General features: G+C 34.7%; 23 protein-coding genes. 6 read left to right on the forward strand and 17 right to left on the reverse strand.

What is annotated here, in order from left to right:
* Window positions 1–25 precede the first annotated feature (25 nt).
* The 3 genes from QRY57_RS15255 (at window position 26) to QRY57_RS15265 (ending at window position 2,760) form a co-directional block, all read left to right on the forward strand.
* Window positions 26–1,489: an amino acid permease gene (locus QRY57_RS15255; RefSeq protein ID WP_090690197.1), complete on the forward strand. Its 1,464-nt coding sequence runs from the start codon at window positions 26–28 to the stop codon at window positions 1,487–1,489.
* Between the two features lie 358 nt (window positions 1,490–1,847).
* Window positions 1,848–2,357 carry a GNAT family N-acetyltransferase gene (locus QRY57_RS15260; RefSeq protein ID WP_286015450.1) on the forward strand — a complete coding sequence of 170 codons (510 nt, stop codon included), beginning with the start codon at window positions 1,848–1,850 and terminating at the stop codon, window positions 2,355–2,357.
* Window positions 2,358–2,454: 97 nt separating this feature from the next.
* The gene (locus QRY57_RS15265; protein WP_098303414.1) at window positions 2,455–2,760 is read left to right on the forward strand and encodes an iron-sulfur cluster biosynthesis family protein; all 306 of its coding nucleotides are present in this window, start codon (window positions 2,455–2,457) and stop codon (window positions 2,758–2,760) included.
* 175 nt (window positions 2,761–2,935) lie between these two features.
* Here the strand turns inward: QRY57_RS15265 and QRY57_RS15270 are convergent, their stop codons facing one another.
* Both QRY57_RS15270 and colA read right to left on the reverse strand, forming a co-directional pair.
* Window positions 2,936–4,585, reverse strand: a complete 1,650-nt coding sequence (locus tag QRY57_RS15270) for a M4 family metallopeptidase (RefSeq protein WP_286015451.1) — start codon at window positions 4,583–4,585, stop codon at window positions 2,936–2,938.
* Window positions 4,586–5,169: 584 nt separating this feature from the next.
* Window positions 5,170–8,070 carry a collagenase ColA gene (colA, locus tag QRY57_RS15275; protein ID WP_286017869.1) on the reverse strand — a complete coding sequence of 967 codons (2,901 nt, stop codon included), beginning with the start codon at window positions 8,068–8,070 and terminating at the stop codon, window positions 5,170–5,172.
* A 377-nt stretch (window positions 8,071–8,447) separates the two neighbouring features.
* Here colA and QRY57_RS15280 point away from each other — a divergent pair.
* Window positions 8,448–9,607 (forward strand): IS3 family transposase gene (locus QRY57_RS15280; RefSeq protein ID WP_286015426.1). Its coding sequence is split into 2 segments (ribosomal slippage): window positions 8,448–8,706 and window positions 8,706–9,607, totalling 1,161 coding nucleotides; the frame shifts between segments, so codons are not numbered across the junction.
* Window positions 9,608–9,667: 60 nt separating this feature from the next.
* On the opposite strand, the gene QRY57_RS15285 is transcribed toward QRY57_RS15280, so the two are convergent.
* The 5 genes from QRY57_RS15285 to QRY57_RS15305 form a co-directional block, all read right to left on the reverse strand.
* Window positions 9,668–9,796, reverse strand: a complete 129-nt coding sequence (locus QRY57_RS15285) for a hypothetical protein (RefSeq protein WP_255259976.1) — start codon at window positions 9,794–9,796, stop codon at window positions 9,668–9,670.
* Window positions 9,797–9,801: 5 nt separating this feature from the next.
* Window positions 9,802–10,872: a Rap family tetratricopeptide repeat protein gene (locus QRY57_RS15290; protein WP_286015452.1), complete on the reverse strand. Its 1,071-nt coding sequence runs from the start codon at window positions 10,870–10,872 to the stop codon at window positions 9,802–9,804.
* Window positions 10,873–11,031: 159 nt separating this feature from the next.
* Complete coding sequence (locus QRY57_RS15295; RefSeq protein WP_286017870.1) at window positions 11,032–12,735, reverse strand: M4 family metallopeptidase; 1,704 nt, start codon at window positions 12,733–12,735, stop codon at window positions 11,032–11,034.
* Between the two features lie 690 nt (window positions 12,736–13,425).
* Entirely contained in the window at window positions 13,426–13,557 is a 132-nt protein-coding gene (locus QRY57_RS15300; protein ID WP_286015453.1) for a hypothetical protein, read from the reverse strand.
* A gap of 789 nt (window positions 13,558–14,346) precedes the next feature.
* Window positions 14,347–14,556 carry an alpha/beta-type small acid-soluble spore protein gene (locus QRY57_RS15305; protein WP_286015454.1) on the reverse strand — a complete coding sequence of 70 codons (210 nt, stop codon included), beginning with the start codon at window positions 14,554–14,556 and terminating at the stop codon, window positions 14,347–14,349.
* 443 nt (window positions 14,557–14,999) lie between these two features.
* Here QRY57_RS15305 and QRY57_RS15310 point away from each other — a divergent pair, with 443 nt between their 5' ends.
* Both QRY57_RS15310 and QRY57_RS15315 read left to right on the forward strand, forming a co-directional pair.
* On the forward strand, window positions 15,000–15,158 hold the full coding sequence (locus tag QRY57_RS15310) for a hypothetical protein (protein WP_286015455.1): 159 nt from the start codon (window positions 15,000–15,002) through the stop codon (window positions 15,156–15,158).
* 257 nt (window positions 15,159–15,415) lie between these two features.
* The gene (locus QRY57_RS15315) at window positions 15,416–16,177 is read left to right on the forward strand and encodes a class I SAM-dependent methyltransferase (protein WP_286015456.1); all 762 of its coding nucleotides are present in this window, start codon (window positions 15,416–15,418) and stop codon (window positions 16,175–16,177) included.
* 137 nt (window positions 16,178–16,314) lie between these two features.
* Here QRY57_RS15315 and QRY57_RS15320 read toward each other — a convergent pair whose 3' ends face one another.
* From QRY57_RS15320 to lepB, 10 genes are all read right to left on the reverse strand, one after another.
* Entirely contained in the window at window positions 16,315–18,462 is a 2,148-nt protein-coding gene (locus QRY57_RS15320; protein ID WP_286015457.1) for a penicillin-binding transpeptidase domain-containing protein, read from the reverse strand.
* A gap of 228 nt (window positions 18,463–18,690) precedes the next feature.
* Complete coding sequence (locus QRY57_RS15325; protein ID WP_286015458.1) at window positions 18,691–19,407, reverse strand: NAD-dependent protein deacylase; 717 nt, start codon at window positions 19,405–19,407, stop codon at window positions 18,691–18,693.
* A gap of 70 nt (window positions 19,408–19,477) precedes the next feature.
* On the reverse strand, window positions 19,478–20,125 hold the full coding sequence (pcp, locus tag QRY57_RS15330) for a pyroglutamyl-peptidase I (protein WP_286017871.1): 648 nt from the start codon (window positions 20,123–20,125) through the stop codon (window positions 19,478–19,480).
* A 15-nt stretch (window positions 20,126–20,140) separates the two neighbouring features.
* The gene (locus QRY57_RS15335) at window positions 20,141–21,103 is read right to left on the reverse strand and encodes a DUF979 domain-containing protein (RefSeq protein ID WP_286015459.1); all 963 of its coding nucleotides are present in this window, start codon (window positions 21,101–21,103) and stop codon (window positions 20,141–20,143) included.
* Window position 21,104: 1 nt separating this feature from the next.
* Window positions 21,105–21,800, reverse strand: a complete 696-nt coding sequence (locus QRY57_RS15340; RefSeq protein WP_090690225.1) for a DUF969 domain-containing protein — start codon at window positions 21,798–21,800, stop codon at window positions 21,105–21,107.
* A 20-nt stretch (window positions 21,801–21,820) separates the two neighbouring features.
* Window positions 21,821–22,579: a 5-oxoprolinase subunit PxpA gene (pxpA, locus tag QRY57_RS15345; RefSeq protein WP_286015460.1), complete on the reverse strand. Its 759-nt coding sequence runs from the start codon at window positions 22,577–22,579 to the stop codon at window positions 21,821–21,823.
* Window positions 22,580–22,598: 19 nt separating this feature from the next.
* A complete protein-coding gene (locus QRY57_RS15350; RefSeq protein ID WP_286015461.1) occupies window positions 22,599–23,588 on the reverse strand; it encodes a 5-oxoprolinase subunit C family protein in 990 nt (329 codons plus the stop codon).
* Window positions 23,585–24,292 (reverse strand): 5-oxoprolinase subunit PxpB, encoded by a 708-nt coding sequence (gene pxpB / locus QRY57_RS15355; protein ID WP_286017872.1) that lies wholly within the window; start codon window positions 24,290–24,292, stop codon window positions 23,585–23,587. The genes QRY57_RS15350 and pxpB overlap by 4 nt, the downstream gene beginning before the upstream one ends.
* Window positions 24,292–25,059, reverse strand: a complete 768-nt coding sequence (locus QRY57_RS15360; RefSeq protein WP_286015462.1) for an IclR family transcriptional regulator — start codon at window positions 25,057–25,059, stop codon at window positions 24,292–24,294. Before QRY57_RS15360 ends, pxpB begins: the two co-directional genes overlap by 1 nt.
* Window positions 25,060–25,230: 171 nt before the next feature.
* Entirely contained in the window at window positions 25,231–25,785 is a 555-nt protein-coding gene (lepB, locus tag QRY57_RS15365) for a signal peptidase I (RefSeq protein WP_026592451.1), read from the reverse strand.
* Window positions 25,786–25,799: the final 14 nt, after the last annotated feature.

Below are 25,799 nucleotides of genomic sequence, written 5' to 3' on the forward strand. Positions count from 1 at the left end.
TCTTACAAGAAAAGGAGTGTTGAACATGAATAGCATAGCGGATCAAGCTACCTCTAAAACACAATCTACACAAGAAAAAGGTGAACTAAGGCGCGGATTAAAATCTCGCCACCTTACAATGATTTCTCTCGGCGGTACAATTGGTACCGGGCTCTTTCTTGCTAGTGGTGGTGTCATTCACGCGGCAGGACCTGGCGGAGCTCTCTTAGCATACGCAGCAATCGGCATTATGGTTTACTTTTTAATGACAAGTTTAGCTGAATTAGCAGCGTATATGCCTGTCACCGGCTCATTTAGCACATACGCAACAAAATTTGTCGATCCATCACTTGGATTTGCACTCGGCTGGAATTATTGGTATAACTGGGCAATTACTATTGCAGCTGAACTAGCAGCAGTTACATTAATTATGAAGTTTTGGTTTCCAAATACCCCATCTTTAATTTGGAGTGGCCTTTGTTTAGTTCTTATGTTTCTTATAAATTATTTATCTGTTAAAGGATTTGGTGAAGCCGAGTATTGGTTCGCTCTTATTAAAGTAGTAACTGTTATTATCTTTTTAATCGTTGGATTTATGATGATTTTCGGCATCATGGGTGGTGAAGCGGTAGGTTTTAAAAACTTCACGGTTGCAGATGCACCATTTAATGGTGGCATCATGGCAATCATCGGTGTATTTATGGCCGCTGGTTTCTCATTCCAAGGAACTGAATTATTAGGTGTAGCTGCTGGTGAAACAGCTGATCCAGAACGTAGTATTCCAAAAGCAATTCGCTCCATCTTTTGGCGCATACTATTATTCTACATCTTAGCAATTCTTGTTATCGGTCTATTAATCCCTTATACAACTGATAGTCTTGCAGCTAGTGATGTAACAGTAAGTCCCTTTACACTTGTTTTTGAAAAAGCAGGAATTGCATTTGCCGCTTCTGTTATGAACGCTGTTATTTTAACTGCAGTTTTATCCGCTGGTAACTCTGGTATGTATGCTTGTACTCGTATGCTTTGGGACTTAGCACGTCAAGGGAAAGCACCGAAATTTTTAGGTAAACTAGATAGCCGTGGTGTACCAGTAAACGCCTTGATTGCCACTTCATTAGTTGGAAGCGCAGCTTTCTTAGCCTCTTTATATGGTGATGGCGTTGTATATGTTTGGCTATTAAATGCTTCTGGGATGTCTGGCTTTATCGCATGGGTTGGAATTGCGGTCAGTCATTATCGTTTCCGTAAAGCATACATCGCCCAAGGTAAAGATTTAAATGACCTTCCTTATAAAGCAAAATGGTTCCCATTCGGCCCAATCTTCGCATTTGCACTTTGCGTAATTGTTATTCTTGGACAAAACTACGGTGCATTTATGGGAGAATCTATCGATTGGAATGGTGTACTCGTTTCTTACATCGGTTTACCTCTCTTCCTTGCGATGTGGTTAGGATATAAATTTACTAAGAAAACAAAAGTAATTCCTCTTGATAAATGTGAACTTTAAGTTATAAAGCTCAGCAAACATACAATGTTTGCTGAGCTTTTTTTATTGGAATGAATCCTTCATATTCAAAGGATATATTCATATTATGTCGAATGGTGTATTACATGTAAGAAATTCAACATTCGACATATTTGTAAATTCTCAATTTGAAACAGAAAGACTACATGTTCTTATAGGATCCATGATGCATCCGCCTTATACAAATTACAAAAACAATCTGAAGTAAACTTCTATATTTCAGAACCCGTTTATTCCCTTAAATAGAAGATATTATCCGCTGGAGCATCGAAATAAATAAGAAAAATTCCAAAAACTTCTACATTACAAAGAAGTTATTTCTACAAAAGGTGGGATTAAAATGAAAGTTACATTAGAAACCGTTTCTACAGAACATCTAAAAATATTAAAAAATTTCTACGCTCTATATTTACATGATTTATCCGAATTCTCCCCAACCCTTCATCCAAATGAGAATGGATTTTTTGAATTTGATGCTTTTGAACTTATTTGTAACCGAGATGAGCTTTCTCCATACTTCATTACATATGAAGAAAAATATGTCGGGTTTCTCTTGTTTACAAAATCGCCATTTACCGCACCTGAGACAGACTACTGTATTAACGACCTTTTCTTATTAAAAGCCTATCGTGGAAATAAGATAGCAGAGTTAGCAATTTTAGAACTTTTAAATCAGCACAAAGGAACCTATTATGTAATGCAATTAAAGAACAATAAAACAGCGGTGAACTTCTGGAAAAAGTTCTACCAAAAGAATGAGATAAAGTATCAAGAAGTTGAGAAAATAAGTGATGACGATCTATGCTTAACACAAACATTTATAGTTCCATCCTTACTTTTCAAGTCGTAATCCCTATACGCTTATCATTCATTGAAACCCTTTACTTCCCTATTTCTCATGTTTTTGCAATAATAGAATAAGAACTATAAACAAAGGTAGGGATTCTATGAACATTCGCGTAACTGATGAGGCAAAAGCCGTATTACATAAATCAAACACAAATAACAAAAACATCATACGGATTAGAGGTACAATGACAAATTCTTGTAGTATATTTGTTGATGTTGACTTAATTTTTGATGCATATAATCCAAATGAAATCGCTTATGAAGATGAAAGCCTTATTATTCAAATGGATGATTTTACAAAAGACTATATAGGAAATACATTAAAACTTGATTATAAAACGACAGGTTTTAGTATTACGACTCCTAGCGAAACACTTGTATATGGATTATCAATTAAAAAATAAAGCCATAGTGTTTATAAAAAAGTTTGATTAAAACATGATGGTAATGCCTAGATTTACACTATCGTTTAATGAATACTTTATAAGTTTATAAAGGCGTAGCGAAAATTGCACTGGGCATTCGCGATTGATCAGCAAGAAAAGACCTGACATTATATATCAGGTCTTTTTTCATGTCTTATTCTATACCAACTGCATCATAAGCCTTCGCTACAGCTTGTACTTCTTTAGAGTTTTTACCATATAAATCTTCTGCGGCTTGAAGTGCAGCTTGGCGCATCATTTTAAAATTAGATTTTGCAGTTAAATATTTGGTAAGGGCACGATAGTAAATTTTTTCTGTAGCTTCGCGGCCAACGCCATTTACTTCCACACCATAATGCCAGCCACCTTCTGACAATAAATATGCTGCTTTATTATTAATACTACTGTTAATATGAACACCGCCATTATCATATGGGCCAGGATAATATTTTCTATAATGATCTGGATAACCTTGAGTTGGTTCTAATGGATTGGGAATAGAAGCAGGATTACTTAAGGAACGCATCGCATCTCCTGCTATATCCGGTGTATAAATATCTTCTCCCGCCTCCCAATCATCACGGTCTACCATCGCACCGAAAATATCCGAAAATGACTCGTTTAATGCACCAGACTCATCTTGATACTCTAAATTTGCTGTATGCTCTGTTACAGCATGTGTTAACTCATGGGCAACAACATCTAAGCTCGCAGAAAATGGAATAAATAATTTTCCATCTCCATCACCATACGACATATACACACCGTTCCAACTAGCGTTATTCCAGTTTTCTCCTACATGAACAACAGAACGTAACTTTGCTCCTTTGTTGTCATAGGAATTACGATTAAATGTTTTCTTATAATAGTCGTATACTTTTTCTGCATTTACATGTGCATCAACACCTGCTTTATCTTCAAAGAACTTGAACTTACTTTCAATTTCATAACCCGTATATCCCAGTCCTTTTGATGTTGAATCATAAAATTGTTTATTCAAATTTCTCCAATCAAACGTATAAACACCGTTTCCACGTTTACCATCAAATAAATGGAATGCACTTGTTTTTTCATTTTGAACAATTTCAAATGATTGTCTGTTTCCTAAAACACCATATCCAAAACCAGTAATATGATCGACTGCATTATATTTATTGATCACATTTCCATTTGTTGCATCAATAAAATAATGCCAGTAGCCTGGTGCTGGTTTTGAAACAGATGCCTTTACAAGATAGGAAAGATAATATTGTCCATCTTTTTCATATACGTATAAATCTTTCTTAATACCATCATAGTGATCTACTTTTCCAATCTCTTTCTCAATACCAGCTTTCGCAATATTTACAGCCTCATCTTCTGAAATACTTGCAGTTGATGAGATATTTTTATTTTCTAAATTCGGGATAACTTGTCCAAAAAATGCTTTCACATTATTATTTTTATCAAGTGCTACTGTTTGATCAGAGCCATATACAGGAACACCATTATATTTTTCAATAAGCCTCACATGCGTTGTTCCTGCTTCTGCGTCTTTTTCTTCTCTAACGATTTCAAAATGTTTCTCCATATTTCCTGCTAATTGAAACATGTCTTTCTTACTCTTTAAATACTCGAACACCGTTTCTTTTTTATCTAGTCCTTCCGGTGCTTTCCACTCTTCCCCAATATAAGATGGTGTCTGAAATTCTTGGTTGTATTGAATTTTTTGCTCTGCTGCATAGGTACGTGACGTGCCTAATGTCGCAAATGCCCCTAAAGCCATAGATAAAGCCAATGTTGAAGATAAAATCTTCTTTTTCAAAAATACCACTCCCCATCTCTATATTTTTTAACACTTTTATATAATTCTAGTGATAATAGTACACAACCTTCTATCTGAAGTTTTAGAAAATTTACACAGAAAATTCGGGGCATTTAATTATAAAATTCATACAAAAAAGAACAGCGCTATCTGTAGACGGTAAACGTAAAGCAACTCCAAAATATACAATAAAAGTTGATTTTGGAGTTATTTTTTGTGTACTTCACTTTTTTCGGCACTCTGCATCTAGAAAGTAAATTTGTTGCCCCTTGTGCAAGATATATTTTGGGTAGCACCACATCACCATTAAGCTAAGATTTTGAAGTACCCCCAAAACGAAAATTTTATCATTCTACAGTTATTTATAAAAATTTAATTCATTTTCATTTTGAGGAACAATGAATTTCTTGGTTTAATGGCGATGCGATAGACTCTTTGTATGTATGTTTCACCGCTTTCAAGGATTATTTATTCGCAATTTTCATTTGTTTTATCTTGAGAAAAAACTCCTAGACAGACCCTCCAAAAAAGAACAGAAGGAGCCCATAGTGATAGGCTCCTCTTAAAAATTAAAGTTACAAGATTTATTTTACTAATAATGAATATGTTCCCTTTCCGTTTTCCTTTTCAAAAAATGCAACTACGTAGTACTTTCCAGGTTTCGCTTCAAATTCCCCTTTTATATTATTTCCATCCGCTCGGCCCGTAATGACAGGATTTCCTAGATCTGATTCGTGATATACATCCCATTGTATCCCAATCCCCTGTTCATCTATAAAGGAAATATCTACTTTTTTTGGAGATGTGACATTGAATGTGTACATATACGCCATATTAGGTCTATCCATATTTCCTTTTGAAAGCTTATTAAAACTAAGTACCTTTGCATCTTGATAGTTATGACCTGCTGGCTCATCTTTTTTTACGGTAACCGTTGTTTGTCCTCGGCCTACTTTTCCTTTATTATCTTTCACTGTTAACTTTGCAGTATATGTTCCCTCTCTCCCATATACATGGGTAGGATTTGCTTCTGTACTTGTTGTACCATCCCCAAAATCCCAAAGATAAGAAACAATTTTTCCGCCTGTGCTTTCTGTGCCATCACTATGAAACTCAACTTTTTCATTTACTATCTCATTGTATGGTCCATTCATGTTTACTTTAATCGTCTGTTTTTCTTCTTCTCCCGTTGCAACGCCATGGAATACAACATCGTATTCAAATTGATTGTTCGCATTCACACGATAATTGACAAAATATGCTGTAACTGTTTTGTAGCCGCTCCATTCTTTTTGCGCTAACTTTTCTAAAGATTGATTGATTTGCTTGCTCATCGCTTTCCAATCCTCAGATTCTCCTTTTGTTACGCCACCTGTATATGTTCCTTCTAATGTGAACGTATCAAAAAATTGAGACTTATGCTTTGTAATTGTTGCATCTTTTATCTTTGCTACACCTGTAATTTCTTTCTTTACATCAGCTAGTGGTTTTGGTGCATGTTCAGCTAAATAATCATCTGATACTTGTGGGACATTATATGTATCTCGATTATCAATCAATTGCTTCATATAGTCTTGGTATTCTTTATTTAAATTTGGATCCTTACTTAAAGCTTCACGATATGCATCATAGCCATTCACATCATTTGCACGAATGAAATCTTGAATCTTATCGAAAGTTTCAAATTGATGAGTATATAAGTAAGACTGCAGCGCAAAAGAATAATTATAAAAATCCCACTGCTCTGGTCCTTCTCCATATTTCGAAAACAATGTTCGTTCTGCTGTATAACGCTTCGCAGGATCAGATGATAATCCACTAATTATACTTTTGCGTGGAACAACATTATTCGTACGAGTAGATCCCGCAAAAAATTCGGCATTTCCTTCTTCAAACCAAGTCAAACGTTGATTTTGATACATTTCCCCTTGTCCCCATGATCCTGGAACTTCGTATCTTCCCTGTAAATAGTGTGTAAACTCATGACGAAACAATTCTTCCAAACTATAACGACTTTGCTGTGGTGTACGCTCAAATGTAAAGAACGTTCCGATTCCTTCAATATAAATTCCGCCATTATTCGTGTCATATCCATATAGTTGGCTATTTTTTTTATATTCATCTGGATTATTATAAATGACTATTGTCAGTACATCATCAGCTTTTCCTGCTTCTAACGCTCCATCTTTTCCAATTACACGATGATATTGCGCCTTTACTTCTTTAGCAGCCCAATATAGTCTCTTAACCTTTTCTTCCGTTACTTTATCTCCTGTTTTAAAGACAATAGCACCGTCATCGAATGTATACGTTTTTGGTAAGTACTGCTGTTGACCTTCTTCACGGATTTTCTTTAAATCTACTGTATTTCCGTAATAATCTTTTCCACCATAGTTTGTTGAAATTTGCTCTGCCGCATTAAAATAAGCTTCACTTAAACGAGGGTACATATGCATTGCTTGTGTAAGTACTTCTAAAGGTTTATTTGGATTACTATGAAATTTCCCTAAACGACCAGTATAATAAATACCATTATTAATTAACCATGTATTTTCTGTTGTTACCTGGTTCAAAAGAGCCATTCGACCAACTTCATTTATGTAACCATCAATTTTTCCGTACCATATTGTTTCATCCGCTTTTTTACGTGTATCAAGCAAGTAGGACTGTATATCATTATCAATTCCTTGCATGATCTCATACACGGCGTCCCCTTTCTTCCTGTCACTTACATATGTAGAAATATTATCGTTATACTGTTTTAATATATTCCCTGCATATTGAACTGTTTCAGCATCACAAGAAGCATTTCTAATTAATTTACCGTATGCAGATACCACTTTATCCTGTTTATCTGTACCAAGTTTAAAATTCGGATTTCTTCCAATTTCTTTTAATGCAGGTAAACATTTATCGTGGAAGCTTCGCTCATTTAAATAGCTTACCTCTTTATTATTAAAACCTACATAAGATACGGAACGTAATATTTCAGCAAACGTCTCAATCCCTTTTGTATCATCTTTTGTAAATGCGCTTCCACGACGACCTAATTCATCAATAATAAGCTGTATTCGCTCTTTATTTTGATAAAACGCTTTTGTTTCTTGATTGAATTGATCTAAATCTGTAATTTGATCCCATCCAATTTTCCCCAATGTATCAATGAATTCGTCATTACTCATTCTATTTAGCTCTGCTAAAGAATACTTTTGCTGAGATTGTTTTGCCGCCGCTTGTTTCACTGCCGGAGCTGGACGTTGTGAAAAATCGTTCACTTTTAAACGTTCTTCATAAGACAATGTTTCGTCTGCCTTTGTAGAGTGTGCAAGTTCATCTTTTGAAGTTCCGATCCCAGTTGGTTTCACTTGCAACACATTGTAAGGTGTTTTTTCTTCCGCTGATACTTGCGTTTGAATACTTCCAAACGATAAGGCCACAGTACTAATACCGAGCATCATTTGGGTAAATTTTGATTTCTTGTTCATCATATTTCCTCCATTTATATATTCCATTTAAAATAATAACATATTATTTGTATAAAATAATGTAATATGTAATATTTCATTTCTTTTTATCTTTCTAAATATATAAATTCTCCATTAATTGTTAACAACAAAACGAAAAAGTCGTTTCTAGATGCTGCTGATAACTGGTGTGCTGTGGTAACACCGATGACTGAAAAATGTTTAATATGTATTACAGCTGGATATATCCACTTATGATTTGATACGTATGTGAATCATAAATAAGAAAAGAGAGTCCCTTTTCCCAAAAAATGGTATTATCCCATTTAGGTAGACAGTAAAAAAGAGTCCATCTGGTATGATGGACTCAATACTGTTTATCTGGAGGGGATTTTTTTATGGCGAAAAAAGGACAATCATTTCAAACATATACAGAAGAAGTAAAACAAGAAGCCGTTCGACTTCGATTAGAGGAAGGAAAAACATTACAATTCATTCGAGCACAGTTAGGAATTAAAAGTGACGCTCAAATTGTTGAATGGGTGAAACGTTACGAAAAAGGACAATCGTTTGAAGATCAACGTGGCATATGGAAGCGAAAGCATTTTAATAGTATAGAAGAAGAAAATGCTTATTTGAAAGCACAGGTGGAATATTTAAAAAAGCGCAATCCAAATCTACACGGGAAGGAATGGTCTTAAAGAAAGAACGTTTTTCGATTATCGATAGACTACGCACATTATATCCTCTTCGTTGGTTATTACAAATTGCCGAGGTATCGAAAGCTGGCTACTACAAATGGCGAAAAAACCGCTCCCATGTAGCGTTGCGCCGTCAAAAAGATACATGGCATAAAGAGCATATTTTATCTATCCATCGGAAACACCCGTATTATGGATACAAACGTATGACCCGCGCTTTGATTCGTGAAGGAATGTATATGAATCACAAACGCGTTAGACGTTTGATGCATGAATTAGGAATCCGTTCTATGATTCGGAAAAAACGTCCTTTTTACGGAAGGAAAGCATCGATTGTGTTTCAAAACCATCTGAATCGAGAATTTTATGCGGATAAGAGACATGTAAAATTAGTAACAGATATTACATACATAAGAATTGGAGAAGAATTTGCTTATTTGTCAGCTGTCTTAGATTTGTATAACAATGAAATCGTGGCATGGAAGTTATCACATCGAAACGATTTAGCGCTTGTACTATCTACATTAGAACAGTTAGAAGGAATCAAGCGTACTACTAAAACCCTTCTACATTCTGATCAAGGATTTCAATATACATCAAAAAGTTACGCAAAACAGTTAGAACGATTAAAGATAAAGGGAAGTCATTCTAGACGAGGGAACTGTTTTGACAATGCATGTATTGAATCGTTCTTCTCTCATTTAAAAACAGAGAAGTTGTATTTAGTGCGTCCAAAAACATATGAAACAGCTTATCGAGCAATCCAAGAATATATCACATTTTACAATCAAGAGCGATTCCAAGAAAAACTTCACGGCCTTTCCCCGATAGAATATCGGGAAAAGGCCGTGGCATAAAACTCTTTTTATTATTGTCTACTTGACGGGGATATGACCAAAGGCACTCTCTTTTTTCAATTAGATAGTTTCTCCATGATCTAAACAAAGTAGATTAGCTTTAGCTGATGGCTCTTCAATAGATTGATTAGCAACACCAACAGATAAAATCCCCGTAAAAATCATTACAGTTAAAATTAGTTTTTTCATTATTTTTATGCTCCCTTCTCTAAATCTTTTTTGTCAGCATCTAGGGCAATGTGAAAGAATCTACTAGCTTTTTCATAATTGTTTAGGTCATAGAATTTGTTTCCGAGAATTGAAGCATATTCTTTTACATGACCCCATAGGTTTTCTTTCTTGAAATAATATATTCCCGTCATAATAACTTTCTCTAGTTCCCCAACCTCTGCCCCCTTATTGAGTTCTCTTAAGATAGCGAAATGGCACTTATATTCTTTAAGTTTTGTAAGGTTATATCCTACCTCAATTAGATCTGCAGCAAGAAAATTTTCTCCTAACTTATAATATTCCCTAGCTAATAAGAACATAGTTCTAGGGTTATTTTTTAAAGAATCCTTTAAATATTTAATAGCTAACTCTGAAAGGTTTTGATCAGCATATAATAATCCTAAATTATGTTTCACTTTACCTATTAGTTGTTCTTCGCCATATTTTTCAAATATTCTAAGAGCCGAAATGAAATTTTCCTCCGCAATTTCAAACAGTCTAAGTTTCGTACAAGCAAGTCCTATGGTATTTTGACAGGAAGCAACTTTCATTTCATATCCTGTATGTTTCGAAAATACCTCTTTTGCCTTATTAGCATATTTTGCAGCCAACAACGGGTTTAAGGATTGATAATGGAATACTGCAAACATGTAATCAAATTCAGCCTTTTCTAATTCATCTGGAATCGTTGCTAAGAGTTTTTCAGCCTTCTCATATTGTTCTTTTGCTTCATTATGATTTCCAACCGAAATTGCATAAATAGCTTTGAAGAAATGATAATAATATTTCAAAAATGTTTCGGTTTGCTCTGGAAATGGAGCAATCTTTTCTAGACAGTCTTTAGAACCATCTGTATCACAAACCAGTAAATTATATCTAAAGTTAAGTAGAGAATAATAGATAGAGATATTAGAGTCTTCCTCCATACTATGAATATTTCTATCAATCTCTTCCTTTAAGTGCTTAGCTTTTATTATATGTTGAGAAATAATTGCATTATACCAACCACTTAATAATGTTATTATTTCTTCTTTTGCTATTATATGTGTATCCATAATATTCCTCATCCTATTATAGTAATATCATCATAAAAAACAAATTTTCCGACATTTAACTTTCCATAGTCGAAACAATAGCAGAACATGTCCAATCCCTTGCTTATGCAGCGATTATGTGCTGAGTCCATCAATACGGATAAGAGCTATATTTCTCGCTTACTTAATTTTCGCTGCATCAAACGCTTTTTGAACTGCTTGAACTTCAGCTGAGTTAGCCCCATATTTATTTGTTGCAACTCGAATGCAACCCGCTCTCAATTCAGAGAAATCAGAAGTCATGTTTAACTCATCAGTGTTTGCATAATGGAAGATATCAAACATTTTATCCTCGCCAATACCTTTTACAATTACACCGTTATGAGTGCCACCTTTTGCAATTAAATACGCAACTTTATTGATAATACTAGAGTTGAAATGAACGCCACCATTATCCCATCCATTAAAATCGTTAAATTCACTATAATCATCTGGATAAGGCACTCCAGCTGAAGATTTAATTGAAGATGGATTTGCCATATCACGGAACACCGCTCCCGTTTGCTCTCCCATTGTCCAGTTAAATGCTCCATTATTTACGTATTTCTCAATGGCTGTTCCCATAATATCAGATAACGCCTCGTTAATCGCACCAGATTCTCCGGAATATTCCAAATCGGATTCACTAGATGTAACCGCATGTGTAAATTCATGTCCCGCTACGTCAAACGCCTTTACAATAGGATCTCCGTATACAAGCATGCTACCATTATTATAACTTGCTGCATTCTGCCAATTTTTCGGATCATTTGTATCTGCAGAATCCCAAGCATGTACAACTGATACTACTTTTTGTCCCTTATTATCAAAACTATTACGCTTATATTTATCCTTATAAAAATCATATACTTTTGTTGCTAAGTAATGAGCGCTTATCGCCTTTGGATCATTAAATGTTGTTGAAGTGCTAGTTGCTAGAGTACCAGGGTAATATCTTTCTTCTTTAGTAATATCTCTATAATTTACATCATACGTTTCAATTCCTTGCCCTCTAGTGTAATCAGCAAGCGCATATTTTCCATTACTTTGTTTAGAGATACCAAATGTACGAGAGATACCTAAATCATCTTTTCCTGTTCCAGTTAATGATGTAAGATTGCTTTTTCTACTTTCCTTTAAGGCCCCAACAAGCTTTTCACTAGCTTTTAAGTTAGATTCCTGCACCATATTTTTCAACATATCCCCATTATGTGCATTCACTAAATATGTTCCAGATACATATTTTGGTGTTGCAGCAGCAAATGTAACTTGGTATGCATTGCTGGCTTGTCCATTATTTTCATCAACAAAAATAACTTCCTTTACTTCTGGTTCAGAAATAAAATTGATATCATTCCCGTATTTCGTATAAATATATTGTTTCGCTTCTTCTTGTGATAGATTAATAGGCTTCTTTAAATCTTCTTGTTTTAAATTTTGCGCGCTATCCCCTGAAACACTTTTAAGAACACCCTTTTTATCTACGTGTGCAGTCAATTGATGGCCATATACTTCTTTTCCTTCGTATGTTTGTTGCATACGCACAAGTGTCGTCCCATCATAAGAACCTCGCTTTTGAAGAACCTTATAATCTACTCCTGTTTCTCCATTCACTTGTTTTGGAGACAACGCTTGCTCTGTTTTCTCTTTAAGAGCATCTTTTACTACATTCTCTGGCTCCTTTTGTGATGGTTGTGTAAGTTCACCTGTACGAAACGAATCCTCTTGAATTTGAACTTGTAGTTGATCTGTTTCCTCTGCATGACCTACTCCATATGGTGCTACGGCTGTTAAAGCTAATCCTGTTGTTAACGCGACTGTAGCTAATGTTTTTTTATTCTTCATCATATTCACCTCGTATAATTTTCTGAAATATTGAACTTGTAAAAAAGTATACTGTCTATTCTTGTCAAAAAAAAGAGAAAATGCAGAATTTATGTAACATTATGCAAAATTTCATATTTTAATGTCGATAATTAGTTAATTACATTCAATTATTCTAGAAAAAATTAATGTTTATATGGATCTAACTAATCCTTATTTAAGAACAAACATTAAAAACTTCATTTTGAAAAAATTTGATCAAAATGAAGCTATGTCTTCAAAATAAGTATGTGATTTTGATAATACAGTTTAAATAGAAATAAAACCTCAGCATGGATTGAATTTGTTTTCAAATTCTGTTTTAGCAATTTTAATATATTTATTAACAAACTCTGTTTGTACTTCCATGTTTCTGTCTTGGTCATATTCATACGTATCTATTAAACTCCTTTTTAATTTAAAGCAAAAGTAATACAAGAAATAGATACTATTCATAGTTTATACAAACAAAAACGAAGTCTTGTGGAGGACTTCGTTTTTTACAGTGCATAATGAATTACAGAAATTATTAACACTTTTATATTATTCAACAATTCTGAATGCGGTTCTTTTCGTTTAAAAACTATGCTACAAATCCGAAATATTCTCTTTTTGATGTAATTGGAAATTCTCTTATTTTCGTTAGTTTGATAGCACTAGGAATATACCCTATTAATGTTCAAATGGTAGATCAGACATAACCTTCTCTTCTTCCTCTTCATGACCTTCACCACATAATGCCACTGTTGGTATAATTAATCCCGTTGCCAATGCGAACGTTATCATTTCTTCTTTACTTTGCATGTTTTCACCTCGTATAATTTATATAATACCATATTAAGATTAAATATTTTATATATCGCATCAAAATAATAGTGAAATGCATTTTTTATAAAATTTTAATGAACAGTCTATTGCTTGTTATTTACGACAGGTGATGTGTGTCATTGATGAACTAGAAGAGTTTTTCAAAAAAGAAGCGACCGTGTTTACTGACGTTTGTTTCTGTTACATTCGTGCTCAAATGGTAAATTAAAATCAGCTATAACCTTTCCTTTTTATGGTATTTTTCACATGTTCCATAACTAGTAAAACTAATTCTGCTGTTAACAAAACATTATATACAAATTTTTCCTATTTATGTTTTTCACCACACTTGATTTCTCGATTTACCAATCTTAAATACATTATAATTGTCTAATAGTGTCGAAAAAAAGAGGGATTGAAATTTATCAATTTATTTTTGCAACATTCAGAATTCGGATATTAACGCTAATGTTCCATCTACGATTTTTAAAGCTTCCATTACCCATTCCCATATTATGCGTAACAACACATACCTATCAAGTTAACATGATAGGTTTCCACAAAAACGATACAAATAAGACACTGTTAACCTGAGCGCGGTGCTACCTTATTAAAGTGTTCTATTTCATGGTTAGTGTGTAATTTCTATGTAACAAAGAAAAAAGCACCCTATTTGGATGCTTATCGTATGAATCTCTATTGAGATCAAAGCTTATTCATAAATTATATACAAGCAAAAAGATATGTACTACGACGTACTATAACCTTTTATGTCTTCAAGTGAAATTAATGAGTGAATCTACCGCTAAGCTGTTGTTCAGCCATAGCTACTAAACGTTTTGTAATCTCACCACCAACTGAACCATTTGCACGAGATGTTGTGTCTGGACCAAGCTGTACGCCAAATTCTTGTGCAATCTCATACTTCATTTGATTAATTGCGTTCTCAGCACCTTGAATCACTACATTATTATTTCTGTTATTTTTATTTGCCATATGTATCACCTCCTACGTTTTTAACATGCTACGAATCACGGAAAAATATTTATTCCTTTTTATGGTAATTAATATTTAAAAGTTTCCGTTCATGTTCAATCAGAAAAACAAAAAGAACTTGTAGCAATTACTACAAGTTCTTTTTAAGGTAAGGTGATAAAAAGGGAACACAAACTATCTTAACAGGCATATTAGAAAAACATAGGGATGATGCTTGATAAGTTTATTATATAACAAATATTAACATTTAGAGACTATATTTTTGAAAATTATGTGAATTAAGAAAACCTAACCATTTATTTCATTTTTATTCTGTTTAAAGACCCACTATAGTTAAATGATTTTTCCATATATCCCTTGTATATTAATTGATCTTAAGATGTAAAATATCCATTAATAACTACATTGTATGTAAATTCAAACCACAGAAGGAGCTATATATCATGGATAAAAAAGATTTACGAAATCATCAAATCAACAACATGCCTTTAGATGCACTGAATACTCCGAGTAAGGACCAAGAACAAATGCAAGAATCAGATCCAAGGCTTTCTAACAGAAATGAAGATAGACTCATCAAAAGACAAAACAACAAGCTTTAGTTAAGAACGAATAGGGAATTTTGTTACATAAATAACTACCTTTATTACCGCTATACAGCTACATCTATTTTATTTTTTACTTCGAGAAGGTATTATATCTATAAATCTAGAAGGTAAAACAACATACTTTTTTTGCCTGGAGTGATTCCATATGAAAATGCTAGAACATGAAACGTAACAACCGTATATCTCAATTAGAGGCCCTCCTCCTCTGTTTATTCACTTTATTTTTCTTATAATAAACAGGAGGATCGAACATGAAAAATGATAAATTATTTTTAACACTTTTAGAAAATGCAAATACGAGCTTTAGTGGATGGGATTTCTCTTTTATTACAGAAACTGGTCGCATGAAAAGTGAATTACTTTCTTGGTCATATGGCAGCATGGCCTTTCAGCTTATACAAAACGCTCATGCTATGCTTGATATGGGAACAGGTGGCGGTGAATTTTTATCCCTGTTAAGACCTTTCCCTTCAACTATTTATGCGACTGAAGGTTATACACCCAATATCCCTATAGCAAAAAAGAAATTAGAACCTTTAGGTGTAAAAGTAGTAAAAGTAACGGATGACAACACCTTACCGTTTGATGACAGGCAATTCGATTTAATTTTAAATCAACATGAATCATACTCTGCTTCTGAAGTAAAAAGAATCCTTTCTCCAAATGGCATCTTCCTTACGCAGCAAGTAGGTGGCTTAGATTGTGCGGAAATCAATGAAACGCTCGGCGTACCACTCAATCTAGAATTTACAAATTGGCAGTTAGAAACAGCTCTAGAGGAAATACAACAAAGTGGTTATAAAGTTTTACAATATAAAGAAGAATTTCCCGTTCAAAGATTTTATGATATCGGTGCTTTCGTCTATTATTTAAAAGCCATTCCTTGGCAAGTACCTAACTTCGAAACTGAAACATATATAAATGAGCTATACAAAATACACCAAATTATTCTACAAAAAGGGTATTTCGATGTGAAACAACATCGTTTTATGATTAAAGCTCAAAATCTTTAATCAGTGGACGTTTCTTCTTGTTAAATGAATCAGGCTGTTACTGCGGGCTAATTCGAAGAGAGACCTAAAAGGTATGCCTCATTACCTTTTAGGTCTCTTTTTTGAATACATTACTTATTCTATCCTTAAAAATCATTTTACTGCGGTTTATTCAGCTGTTCTACAGGAACTGGATTTCCTCCCACTCGTTTCGCTTTCAATTCAAAATAGGCATCTAAAACTTCTCTTCCAATTTTAGAATTAATCCCTGATTTATCATCGTTTACCCATGGTACAACTACAGAAAATGCAACTTCCGGTTCCGCGTCATAAGGGGCGTAGCCAGCTAGGGTTAAATTATAACATTTTTTTCTATCTCCATTTTCGTCTTTACCTGTATCGCTATCACCACCATATATCGCTTCTGCTGTTCCTGTTTTTCCAGCAGGCTTATAAGGAAGATTTTGAAAGTGGGCTACACCAGTTCCGTCAGTTTCTTGAAATACCTTTCTAAATCCCTCTTTCACTTGATTTATATACGAAATATCCATATCTACACGATTTAAAATGACTGGTTCCATTGATTGAACAACCTTACCAATATCCTCTGCTTTATCTGGTTGCTCTCTAATCTCTTGTACAATTTGTGGTTTCATACGATAACCACCATTCGCAATCGTTGAAATATATTGCACAAGCTGAAGTGGTGTATACGTATCATATTGACCGATTGAATAATCAAGTAAGAATCCCGGTGTATTATCTTTTCTTCCCCGTTGTCCCGCAGTCTCATTTGGTAACTCAATCCCCGTTAGAACGCCTAAACCAAATTGCCCAAAATGATAGCGCATTTTATCAAATACTTCTTGTTTTATATTTAACGGACTATTCGGTACATAATCAATTCCAGCAATCTTTAAAGCGGTATGAAACATATATACGTTAGAAGATACTTGTAAAGCTCTTACATCATCAACATCACCAAAATCTTTCCATGATCTCTTTTCTTTTGTTGTTCCTTTAAATGTCATCGGCGCATCGAAAAAATGAGTAAATGGCTTAATAGCACCCGTTTGATAACCTGTTAGTAAAGTTGCTCCCTTTACTGTTGAACCTAATTCATAAGAGCTCGTCATTGTACCAAGTGCAAAATCTTCTACTTGCATATTTCCATCTTTATTTACTAGTTTTTTTCCTGAAATTGATAACAGCTGTCCATTTTTAGGGTTCATCATTACCACAAAGGCCCGATCAAGCAACGGTTCTATGCCTTTGAATGCCATTAAATTTCTTTCAATGCTTTCCTCAACTTGCTTTTGTAATTCCATATCAATCGTTAACATTAAATTATTGCCACTTTTTCCTTTTTTAATTTGTTCGGTTCGAAGTATCTTTCCCTCCTTATCTGTAATGTTTTTTGATTGCGCTTTCGTACCATGTAACGCATCTTCATATTGCTTTTCAATATAACTCTTTCCAACACGATCATTACGGTTATACTCTCGAACTAAATAATAGTCTAGTTGTTCCTTTGGAAGTCCTTCATCAGCGCTTGAAACGTTACCAAGTATAGAACGAAGTATCTTATCATATGGATATATACGTTCCCAATCTACAGTTGTATCTACACCTGGAAGATCCGCTAACTTTTCACTAACCACGGCATATTCGCCTTGTTTTACATCCTTCTTAATAATTTGAGGAATCATTTTATAACCAGCGCTCATTTTACTTTTAATTGCTAATACTTCTATATCTTGGACAGTAAGTTCCTTTAATTCCTCTGCTGTAATCCGCTCACGTCTCAATTCTTCCATCTTTTTATCTAATTCTTTTCCCTCTATTTTTTTTGCTCTTAGTTTCTTTTCATCCTCCTTTGTCACCTTTTCTGCTGCACGCTTCTTATGTAATTGCATCCAAAAATCTTTCTTATCTACCTCTGTTAATTTATCCATAGCTTCCTGCGGCATTTCAATGATTTTCGCAAGTAGTTTTGCCGTATTTAACATTTCTTCTGGATTAACGCCTGTCATTTTTGTATATGTAATAGTCCGTAATGGTTTATTATCAACAATCGAATGGCCTTCTCGGTCAAAAATTTTACCACGCGGAACAGGAGTACTAACCGTTAGATCCTCCTTCTTTTCCACCTTATTTGTATACGTCTTGCCATCTATAATTTGGACCTTACCTAATTGAATAATAACAGTTGAAAACATAAGAAATACAAAGAAAAACAGCACATTTAACCGAAAAGGAATGTGGTTTTTCTTTTTCCGTTTCGTTTTCTCTTTCTTCTTTTCCATTAGGCTCTCCTCTCTCTATTGTTTAAAGTCCCTTTCCCTCACACAATTCGCAAAATAAGTAACCAGAAACAAAACCATACATACTCATCCTGATATAAAAATTTTCTCTATTAATAATATTAAAGCACATAGATAATATAATTTATAGTATTTTATGGAAAATTAAGAGAATTAAAACTCGAAAAAACCGAGATAAAAATACCTCTTATCTCGGTTCTCCTACACCATTTAAAATTGATCTACAAACTGCCCAATCTTCTGCTGAAATACATAATCAAAATGATTCTCTTTCCCCATTAATTCTTCATTTACTAAAATTGTTGTTGCCCCTACTTCTCTTTTTGCAATTTGCGGGAATGATGCAACCGGCTGCACTTTTAAAGACGTTCCCATCACTAGTAATACATCCGTTTCATATAAACGCTGTATTGCATTTTGATATTGCGGTAATGTATCACCGTATAAAACGACATCTGGATTTAAGATAAAATTACATATTTCACATCGTGGCAGTTCATGATCTATCATATATTGCAAATCATATTTCGTTTTACATTTTGGACAGTGGGCTGTTTGGAGTGTGCCATGTAAATCAATAACGTGCTTACTACCACCTAATTGATGTAAACCATCGATATTTTGTGTTAACACCGTGATATCTTTTCCTTTTCTTTCTAAATCAGCTAAAAATTCATGCCCACGATTTGGTTTATATTGATGAAACGTATTAATTTGAAATATTTCTTTATAATGTTTCCAAAACTCTTTTGGGTTACGGTTATAATACCCTCTCGATAAGTACATTTCTACTTTTGCATCTGCATATAAACCATTCGCTGATCGAAAATCCGGAATACCACTTTCAGTACTCGCACCAGCACCCGTTAATACCGTAATCTTATTTGCTTTTTCTATAATAGAACGTACTTCTTCATATTGCTGCATGACTCTCACCTCTATGTATACTTCTTCCTATTATTATAACATTTGTCCATAGTAGGCGTTGCATTTTTGCTTAGTGTGTTGCCCCGCCGCATTCTACAATATCTGTTTCTACCTCTAATGCGACCTGTATTAACAATTCAATTCCTTTTGTAATAACAGGCAGTGACATACTTGATTGCCCAGGATGATTACTTGCTTGCTTTGGCAAAAACGGAATATGTATAAAACCACCTCGGATCCTATTTCCATTCTTACCTAACATATGCATAAGTCCATAAAAGAGATGATTACAAACAAATGTACCTGCAGTTTGCGAAACAGAAGCTGGTATTCCTTCTTCACGAAGTTTCTTTACAATCGCTTTCATTGGAAGCGTAGACCAATATGCGACTGGTCCTTCTTCTATAATAGGTACATCAACCGGCTGATTCCCCTCATTATCAGGAATCCTTGCATCATCAACATTAATTGCAATTCGTTCCACTGTAATATCTGGGCGTCCTCCTGCTTGTCCTATACATATAACAAGCTCTGGTTCTATTTCCTCCATATAAGTCTGTAACACTTGTAGTGATTTATGAAACACAGTGGGGACTTTTTTACTAATAATCTTGTAATCTCCCATCACTTGGCCATCTAGTTCCTTTGCAACTTCCCAGGCAGGATTCATTTCTTCTCCACCAAAAGGCTCAAACCCTGTTAACAATACTGCCTTCATCATCCCCACTCCCTTCTAAAACCTGTACGCAAGTCCATACATGATGAACATATTAATCACAAAAATAGTAATCGCAATTGGTGCTTGAGCCTTTATTACCGCGTTTTTATCTTTTAATTCTAATAGCATCGCTGGTACAATATTAAAGTTTGCTGCCATCGGCGTTATCAATGTACCACAGTACCCTGCAAACATTCCAAGCGCAGCCATGATCGCTGGGTTACCTCCATGCATTTGAACGATAAGCGGTAGACCAATTCCTCCTGTTATAACAGCAAATGCGGCAAAGGCATTCCCCATTACAACTGTAAACAACATCATCCCTAAACAATATGCCATAACAGCGACAAATGGATATTCTGTCGGCAATACTTGTCCTACTAAATCTGAGACAACTTGCCCCACACCAGATTTTGCAAAAATACCACCAAGCGCTGCTAACATTTGTGGTAAAATAACGGCCCATCCGACAGCTTGTAATAATCTGCTTCCCTCTTGTACAGGGGCTGTTATTTTTGCCTTTGTGATTCCCATTGCCGCTACGAAAGCAAGCAATGCCCCAAGAGCTAATGCGATTAATGTGACCTTCTCAGGATCAACGAGAAATACATTTCCAAACTTTAGCTTTCCTAACGTTAACGTACCAATGATTGTAAAAATGGGAATTAAAATAGCGGGCATAAAAATTTTATTTCTCAATTTTTCTGCATGTTTCACTCGCTCTTCTGTAGGTGCTTCTTTTTCATTGGACTTCGTTACTTTATTTAATGATGCTAAAACGACCATTGCTAATACAATACAACCGATATAAAATGACGGAATCATATTCCCAAATAAAAATGTAATAGAAAATAATGCCCAAAATAAACTAGAACCAAGGCGATTTGGATGCTGACGATCAAAAGCAATACGAATCGCGACAAAGGCAACAATAATACCTAATAAATAATAGATTGTATCAAGTGTAATAATATTCATCTTATATCGCCTCCTTTTGTTTGCTTTCTTCTTTTTTCATCGTTTTTTCAATATACTTATCGAATCGTTTAAAACGAATCCAACTGACAATAAAAGCTGAGATTGCCGTAGGAATTCCCCAAAGCGCCATATCCCACACACCAACATGCATTCCTACCGAATCAAAAAATCCCTTCATTAATAGAATTGCTCCTGTTGCGATAAAAATATCTTCCCCAAAAAACCATGCTGTATTTTCAGCTGCCGCTGCATTCGCTTTAATCTTTTCTTTCAGTTTTTCTGGAAGTTTTCCGTAACGCCCTTGTGCTGCCCCTTCTGCCATTGGTGCAACTAATGGTCTTACTGTTTGAGCATGCCCACCAATATTAAGTCCTACTGCAGCTGATCCTTCGCGAATCGCAAAATATGACATGAGTACTCTTCCTGTTGTAGCTCCTTTAGATTTCGTTATTAATGCTTCTGCTCTTTCTTTTAGTCCATATCTTTCTAGTATCCCAATGACAGGGAGTGTTAATAAAATTGGCATCGACATATATCTGTTTTCTATGAAAAACTTTCCAAACATACTAATCACATCATAAAAACTCATCCCTGAAATCATACCCGTTGCAATTCCTGCAACCATTACAACTAATAACGTATTAAGACGAAATAAAAATCCAACAGCTACAAGCAATATTCCAATTAATTTCAGCATTTATGTATCTCCCCCTTATTCTACTTTGGTGCACAAATAGAAATATCGTTTAATCGAAATGTTCTGTATATTTTTTCTGCAAATTGAACTGCGTGCTCACCATCACCATGTATGCAAATTGTTTGCGCATCAATATTGATTATCTTTCCACCGACTGTTTTTACATTTCCTTCCTTAACCATCTGCACTACTTGTTCAATTGCTATATCTTCATTTTTTATGATTGCATTTTCTTCTGTTCGGCTTGTTAATGTTCCATCTAATTGATACGTACGATCGGCAAACGCCTCTTGCACAAGCTTCAGTTCATATTTTTCGGCTGCTTGTATAAATTTACTATTTGCTAATCCATACAGGAATAACTCTGGATTTATTTGATAGATTGCTTTTGCAATCGCATCCCCAATTTCTTGATCAGTAGCTGCCATATTATAAAGTGCACCGTGTGGTTTTACATGATGCATCCTCCCTCCTGCCGCTCTTATAAATCCATCTAATGCTCCGATTTGATATAAAACATAATCATATACTTCATCTGGGGAAACGCGCATCATCCTTCTCCCAAACCCAATTAAATCTGGAAAACCTGGATGCGCACCTATTTCCACATTATTTCTTAGCGATTTTTCAACAGTCTGGCGCATAACAGTTGGATCACCAGCATGAAAACCACATGCAATATTTACTGACGAAACAAACGGAAGAATTTTATCGTCGTTTCCTATTTGATATGCACCAAATCCTTCTCCTAAATCACAATTCAAATCAATCGTAACCATGTTCTATTCCCCCCCTACTTTAAGCTTGTAAAGCGATAAATTTCTTTAATAAATTCATATTTTGTTCTTGCTCTATGTAAAGTTCTGTCGCTTCTGTTATAGAAGTCTTTGCAAACGTAACATAATCACCTGGTTTCAATTGTGCAAGGATAGGTAAATCAACTGATATGACATTACCAATTCGCGGATATCCACCTGTCGTTTGTCTATCTGCCATTAAGATAATTGGATTGCCACCAGGCGGCACCTGAATTGTTCCAAAGGTAACTGCACTTGATAAAATCTCAGATTGTTCTATTCTTTTTAGTTCTTCACCTTCAAACCGATATCCCATACGATCAGCATAATTAGATACTTTATATTCTTTTGTAAAAAACGCATCTAAACTCTCATTCTTAAATTGATCCCATTCAAAATCTGGAATGACACGAATAGTTGGGCTACGACTATATTTAGGTAAAACATGACTACATATCCCCCAACTTGTTGCCATTCTTTCTTCATCCATCAAGTTCTTTATCAAGCAAGTAGCAAATTTTGACGGTGTACCAATTTGAAAAAGATCTCCCTTTTTCAATGCCCGTCCTTCCATTCCACCTATACTCCCTCTTACATATGTACTTTTACTTCCCATACTACTTGCAACATCAATTCCACCTGCAAAGGTCACATATGTTCTACACCCAAATTGCACCTTCCCGAAACAAAGCATGCTCCCTTCTTTCGCCAGAACTGGTCGCCATAATGGAATTGGCTCCCCGTTTAACAGAGGCTCCGTATTCGCACCACCAATTGCCAGCAATGTTGTTTTCTTTATAAGTAGTTTCGGTCCCATCATTGTAATTTCTAATCCAGCTTCATTCCCTTCATTTCCTACTAACATATTTATCATTCTTAATGCTGCCTGGTCCATAGCACCGCCAACAGGTACACCATATTGTTGATAATGATATCTTCCTAAATCTTGAACCGTTGTAAACATCCCCGCATGTAAAATCTCAACATTCATTTCTTAGCTCCCTCCATAACCAGAAACTCTTCCTCTGTTATTGGGATAAAACGTAAATACATTCCGCTTTGGACATATGTAGGCTTTTCTTCATCTGGCTGAAACAATGCAATAGGTGTCCGGCCAATAATATTCCAGCCACCTGGTGTTTCTAATGGATATATTCCTGTTTGACTTCCGCCAATTCCAACTGAACCAGGCGCTATTTGTAAACGCGGTGTTTGTTTTCTAGGTGTTTCGAGCTCTTTGGGCATCCCACCTAAATATGGGAAACCTGGTGTAAACCCTAACATATAAACAAAATACGTCGCTTCACTATGAAGACGAATTACATCACTTGCACATAACTCATGGTATGCTGCAACTTCTTCTAAATCAGGTCCATATTTACCGCCGTAGCAAACTGAGATTGAAATACAATCATATTGTTTTTGCGTTTTATTTTGAGTATGACTAAGCAATCGATTTACGTATTCACATACAAAATCATAAGGCACTATCTTTCTTTCATTTTTCTCCCATAATTTATATACATCATAGTATACTGTTAAAGAAGCAAATGAAGGTACACACTCAATCATTCCATGAAAAGGATTTTGCTTTAATAGACTGCATAAATTTTGCACATTTTCATATATAGCCAAATCAATTTTTTCTCCAAATGTAACAACAACTGCTTGATCCCCTAGTGCTGAAAATTTCATCATATCCCTTCCTTTTCACCCATCCAGCCAAGTTCTTTCGAAATTTGATGCGCTGTTTCTTTCACTTTTTTAATAAAGGTTGGAATTGTCGATTCATTATACTCAATTTCTAATCCTGAAATACTAATACCAGCTATTACATGACCATCGCTTGCAAAAATAGGTGCTGCAATGGCAGCTGTATGGTTCTCAAGTTCCGAATAACTTATCGTATATCCTTCTCTTTTTGCCTTACGTAACTGGTTTTGTAACTCTTCTTTATCCACTATCGTTCCATCCGCAAATCGTTGTAATTGTACTTTCTCTACATACCGCATTTGATCGGCTTCTCCAAAATACGAAAGTAAAATACGCGGACATGCTCCTGCATATAAAGGTGCTCGTCTTCCAATCTCTGTGTATACTCTTACTGGTTGATCTCCATCCATTTTTTCAATATAAATTGCCTCATTATCATCTTGAATAATTAAATTGACAGCTTGACCAAGAGAATCACTAAGCTTTTTCATATATGGTTTTGCAATATTTCGTACCGATAATCGCTTCGAAACAAGTTGACCAAACCTTAAAAATATTAATCCCAGTCTATAGGCTCCCTTTGTTGTCTTTTGTAAAAAACCCATTTCCTCAAGCGAACCAATTAAACGGTATACAGATGTTTTAGGCATCCCCGTATGATGAACCATTTCCGTTAACGTTAACTCTTCATGTTCATAAAATAGTTCTAAAATATCCATCGTCTTTACAGCTGTTTTATTTATACTCATCCTAGCTCCCCTAAGTTCCGTAATTCGGAACAATAATTCCGTTTTTCGAAACAAATATATAATTTAAAATTATAAAATATTCTTTCTTTTTAGACAATATTTTTCTAAAATAAAAAAAAGCATTGAAATGAACATTCAATGCTTTTTAACACATATATCAAAACCTTATCTTTAATGCAACGCTCTTACTTGTTGCAACGGCCAAAATACTACTTCACCTTTTCCGACAATTTGATCTTCAGAAACAAATCCAAACATGCGGCTATCTTTTGAAACTTGACGATTATCTCCCAGTACAAATACTTGTCCTTCTGGAACTTTTTCTTTTCCAGTTTTTTGCTCTAACGTGAAATCAGGAGTTAGCTTCCCTTTACCTACCTGTTCCTTATACTCTGCTAGATATGGTTCATCTACCGCTTTTCCATTCACATATAATACGTCGTTTTTATACTCAATCGTATCCCCCGGTAAGCCAATTACTCGCTTCACTAAATCATATCCTTCTTTTCCATGAAACACGATAATATCAAAGCGATTTAAACCTTGTATATTATAACCAATTTTATTGACAAGGACACGCTCATTATTTTCTAATGTAGGCATCATAGACTCACCTTGTACGAGAGAAGGAGTAAATAAAATACCACGTACAATTAAAGCGATTCCTATTGTAATTCCTATTGTTTTAATCCATGAAATAATTTCTTTTTTCTTGCTTTTCTCCATTTTTTCCCCTCTTC

Source organism: Bacillus arachidis (assembly GCF_030285945.1).
Classification (GTDB): domain Bacteria; phylum Bacillota; class Bacilli; order Bacillales; family Bacillaceae_G; genus Bacillus_A; species Bacillus_A arachidis.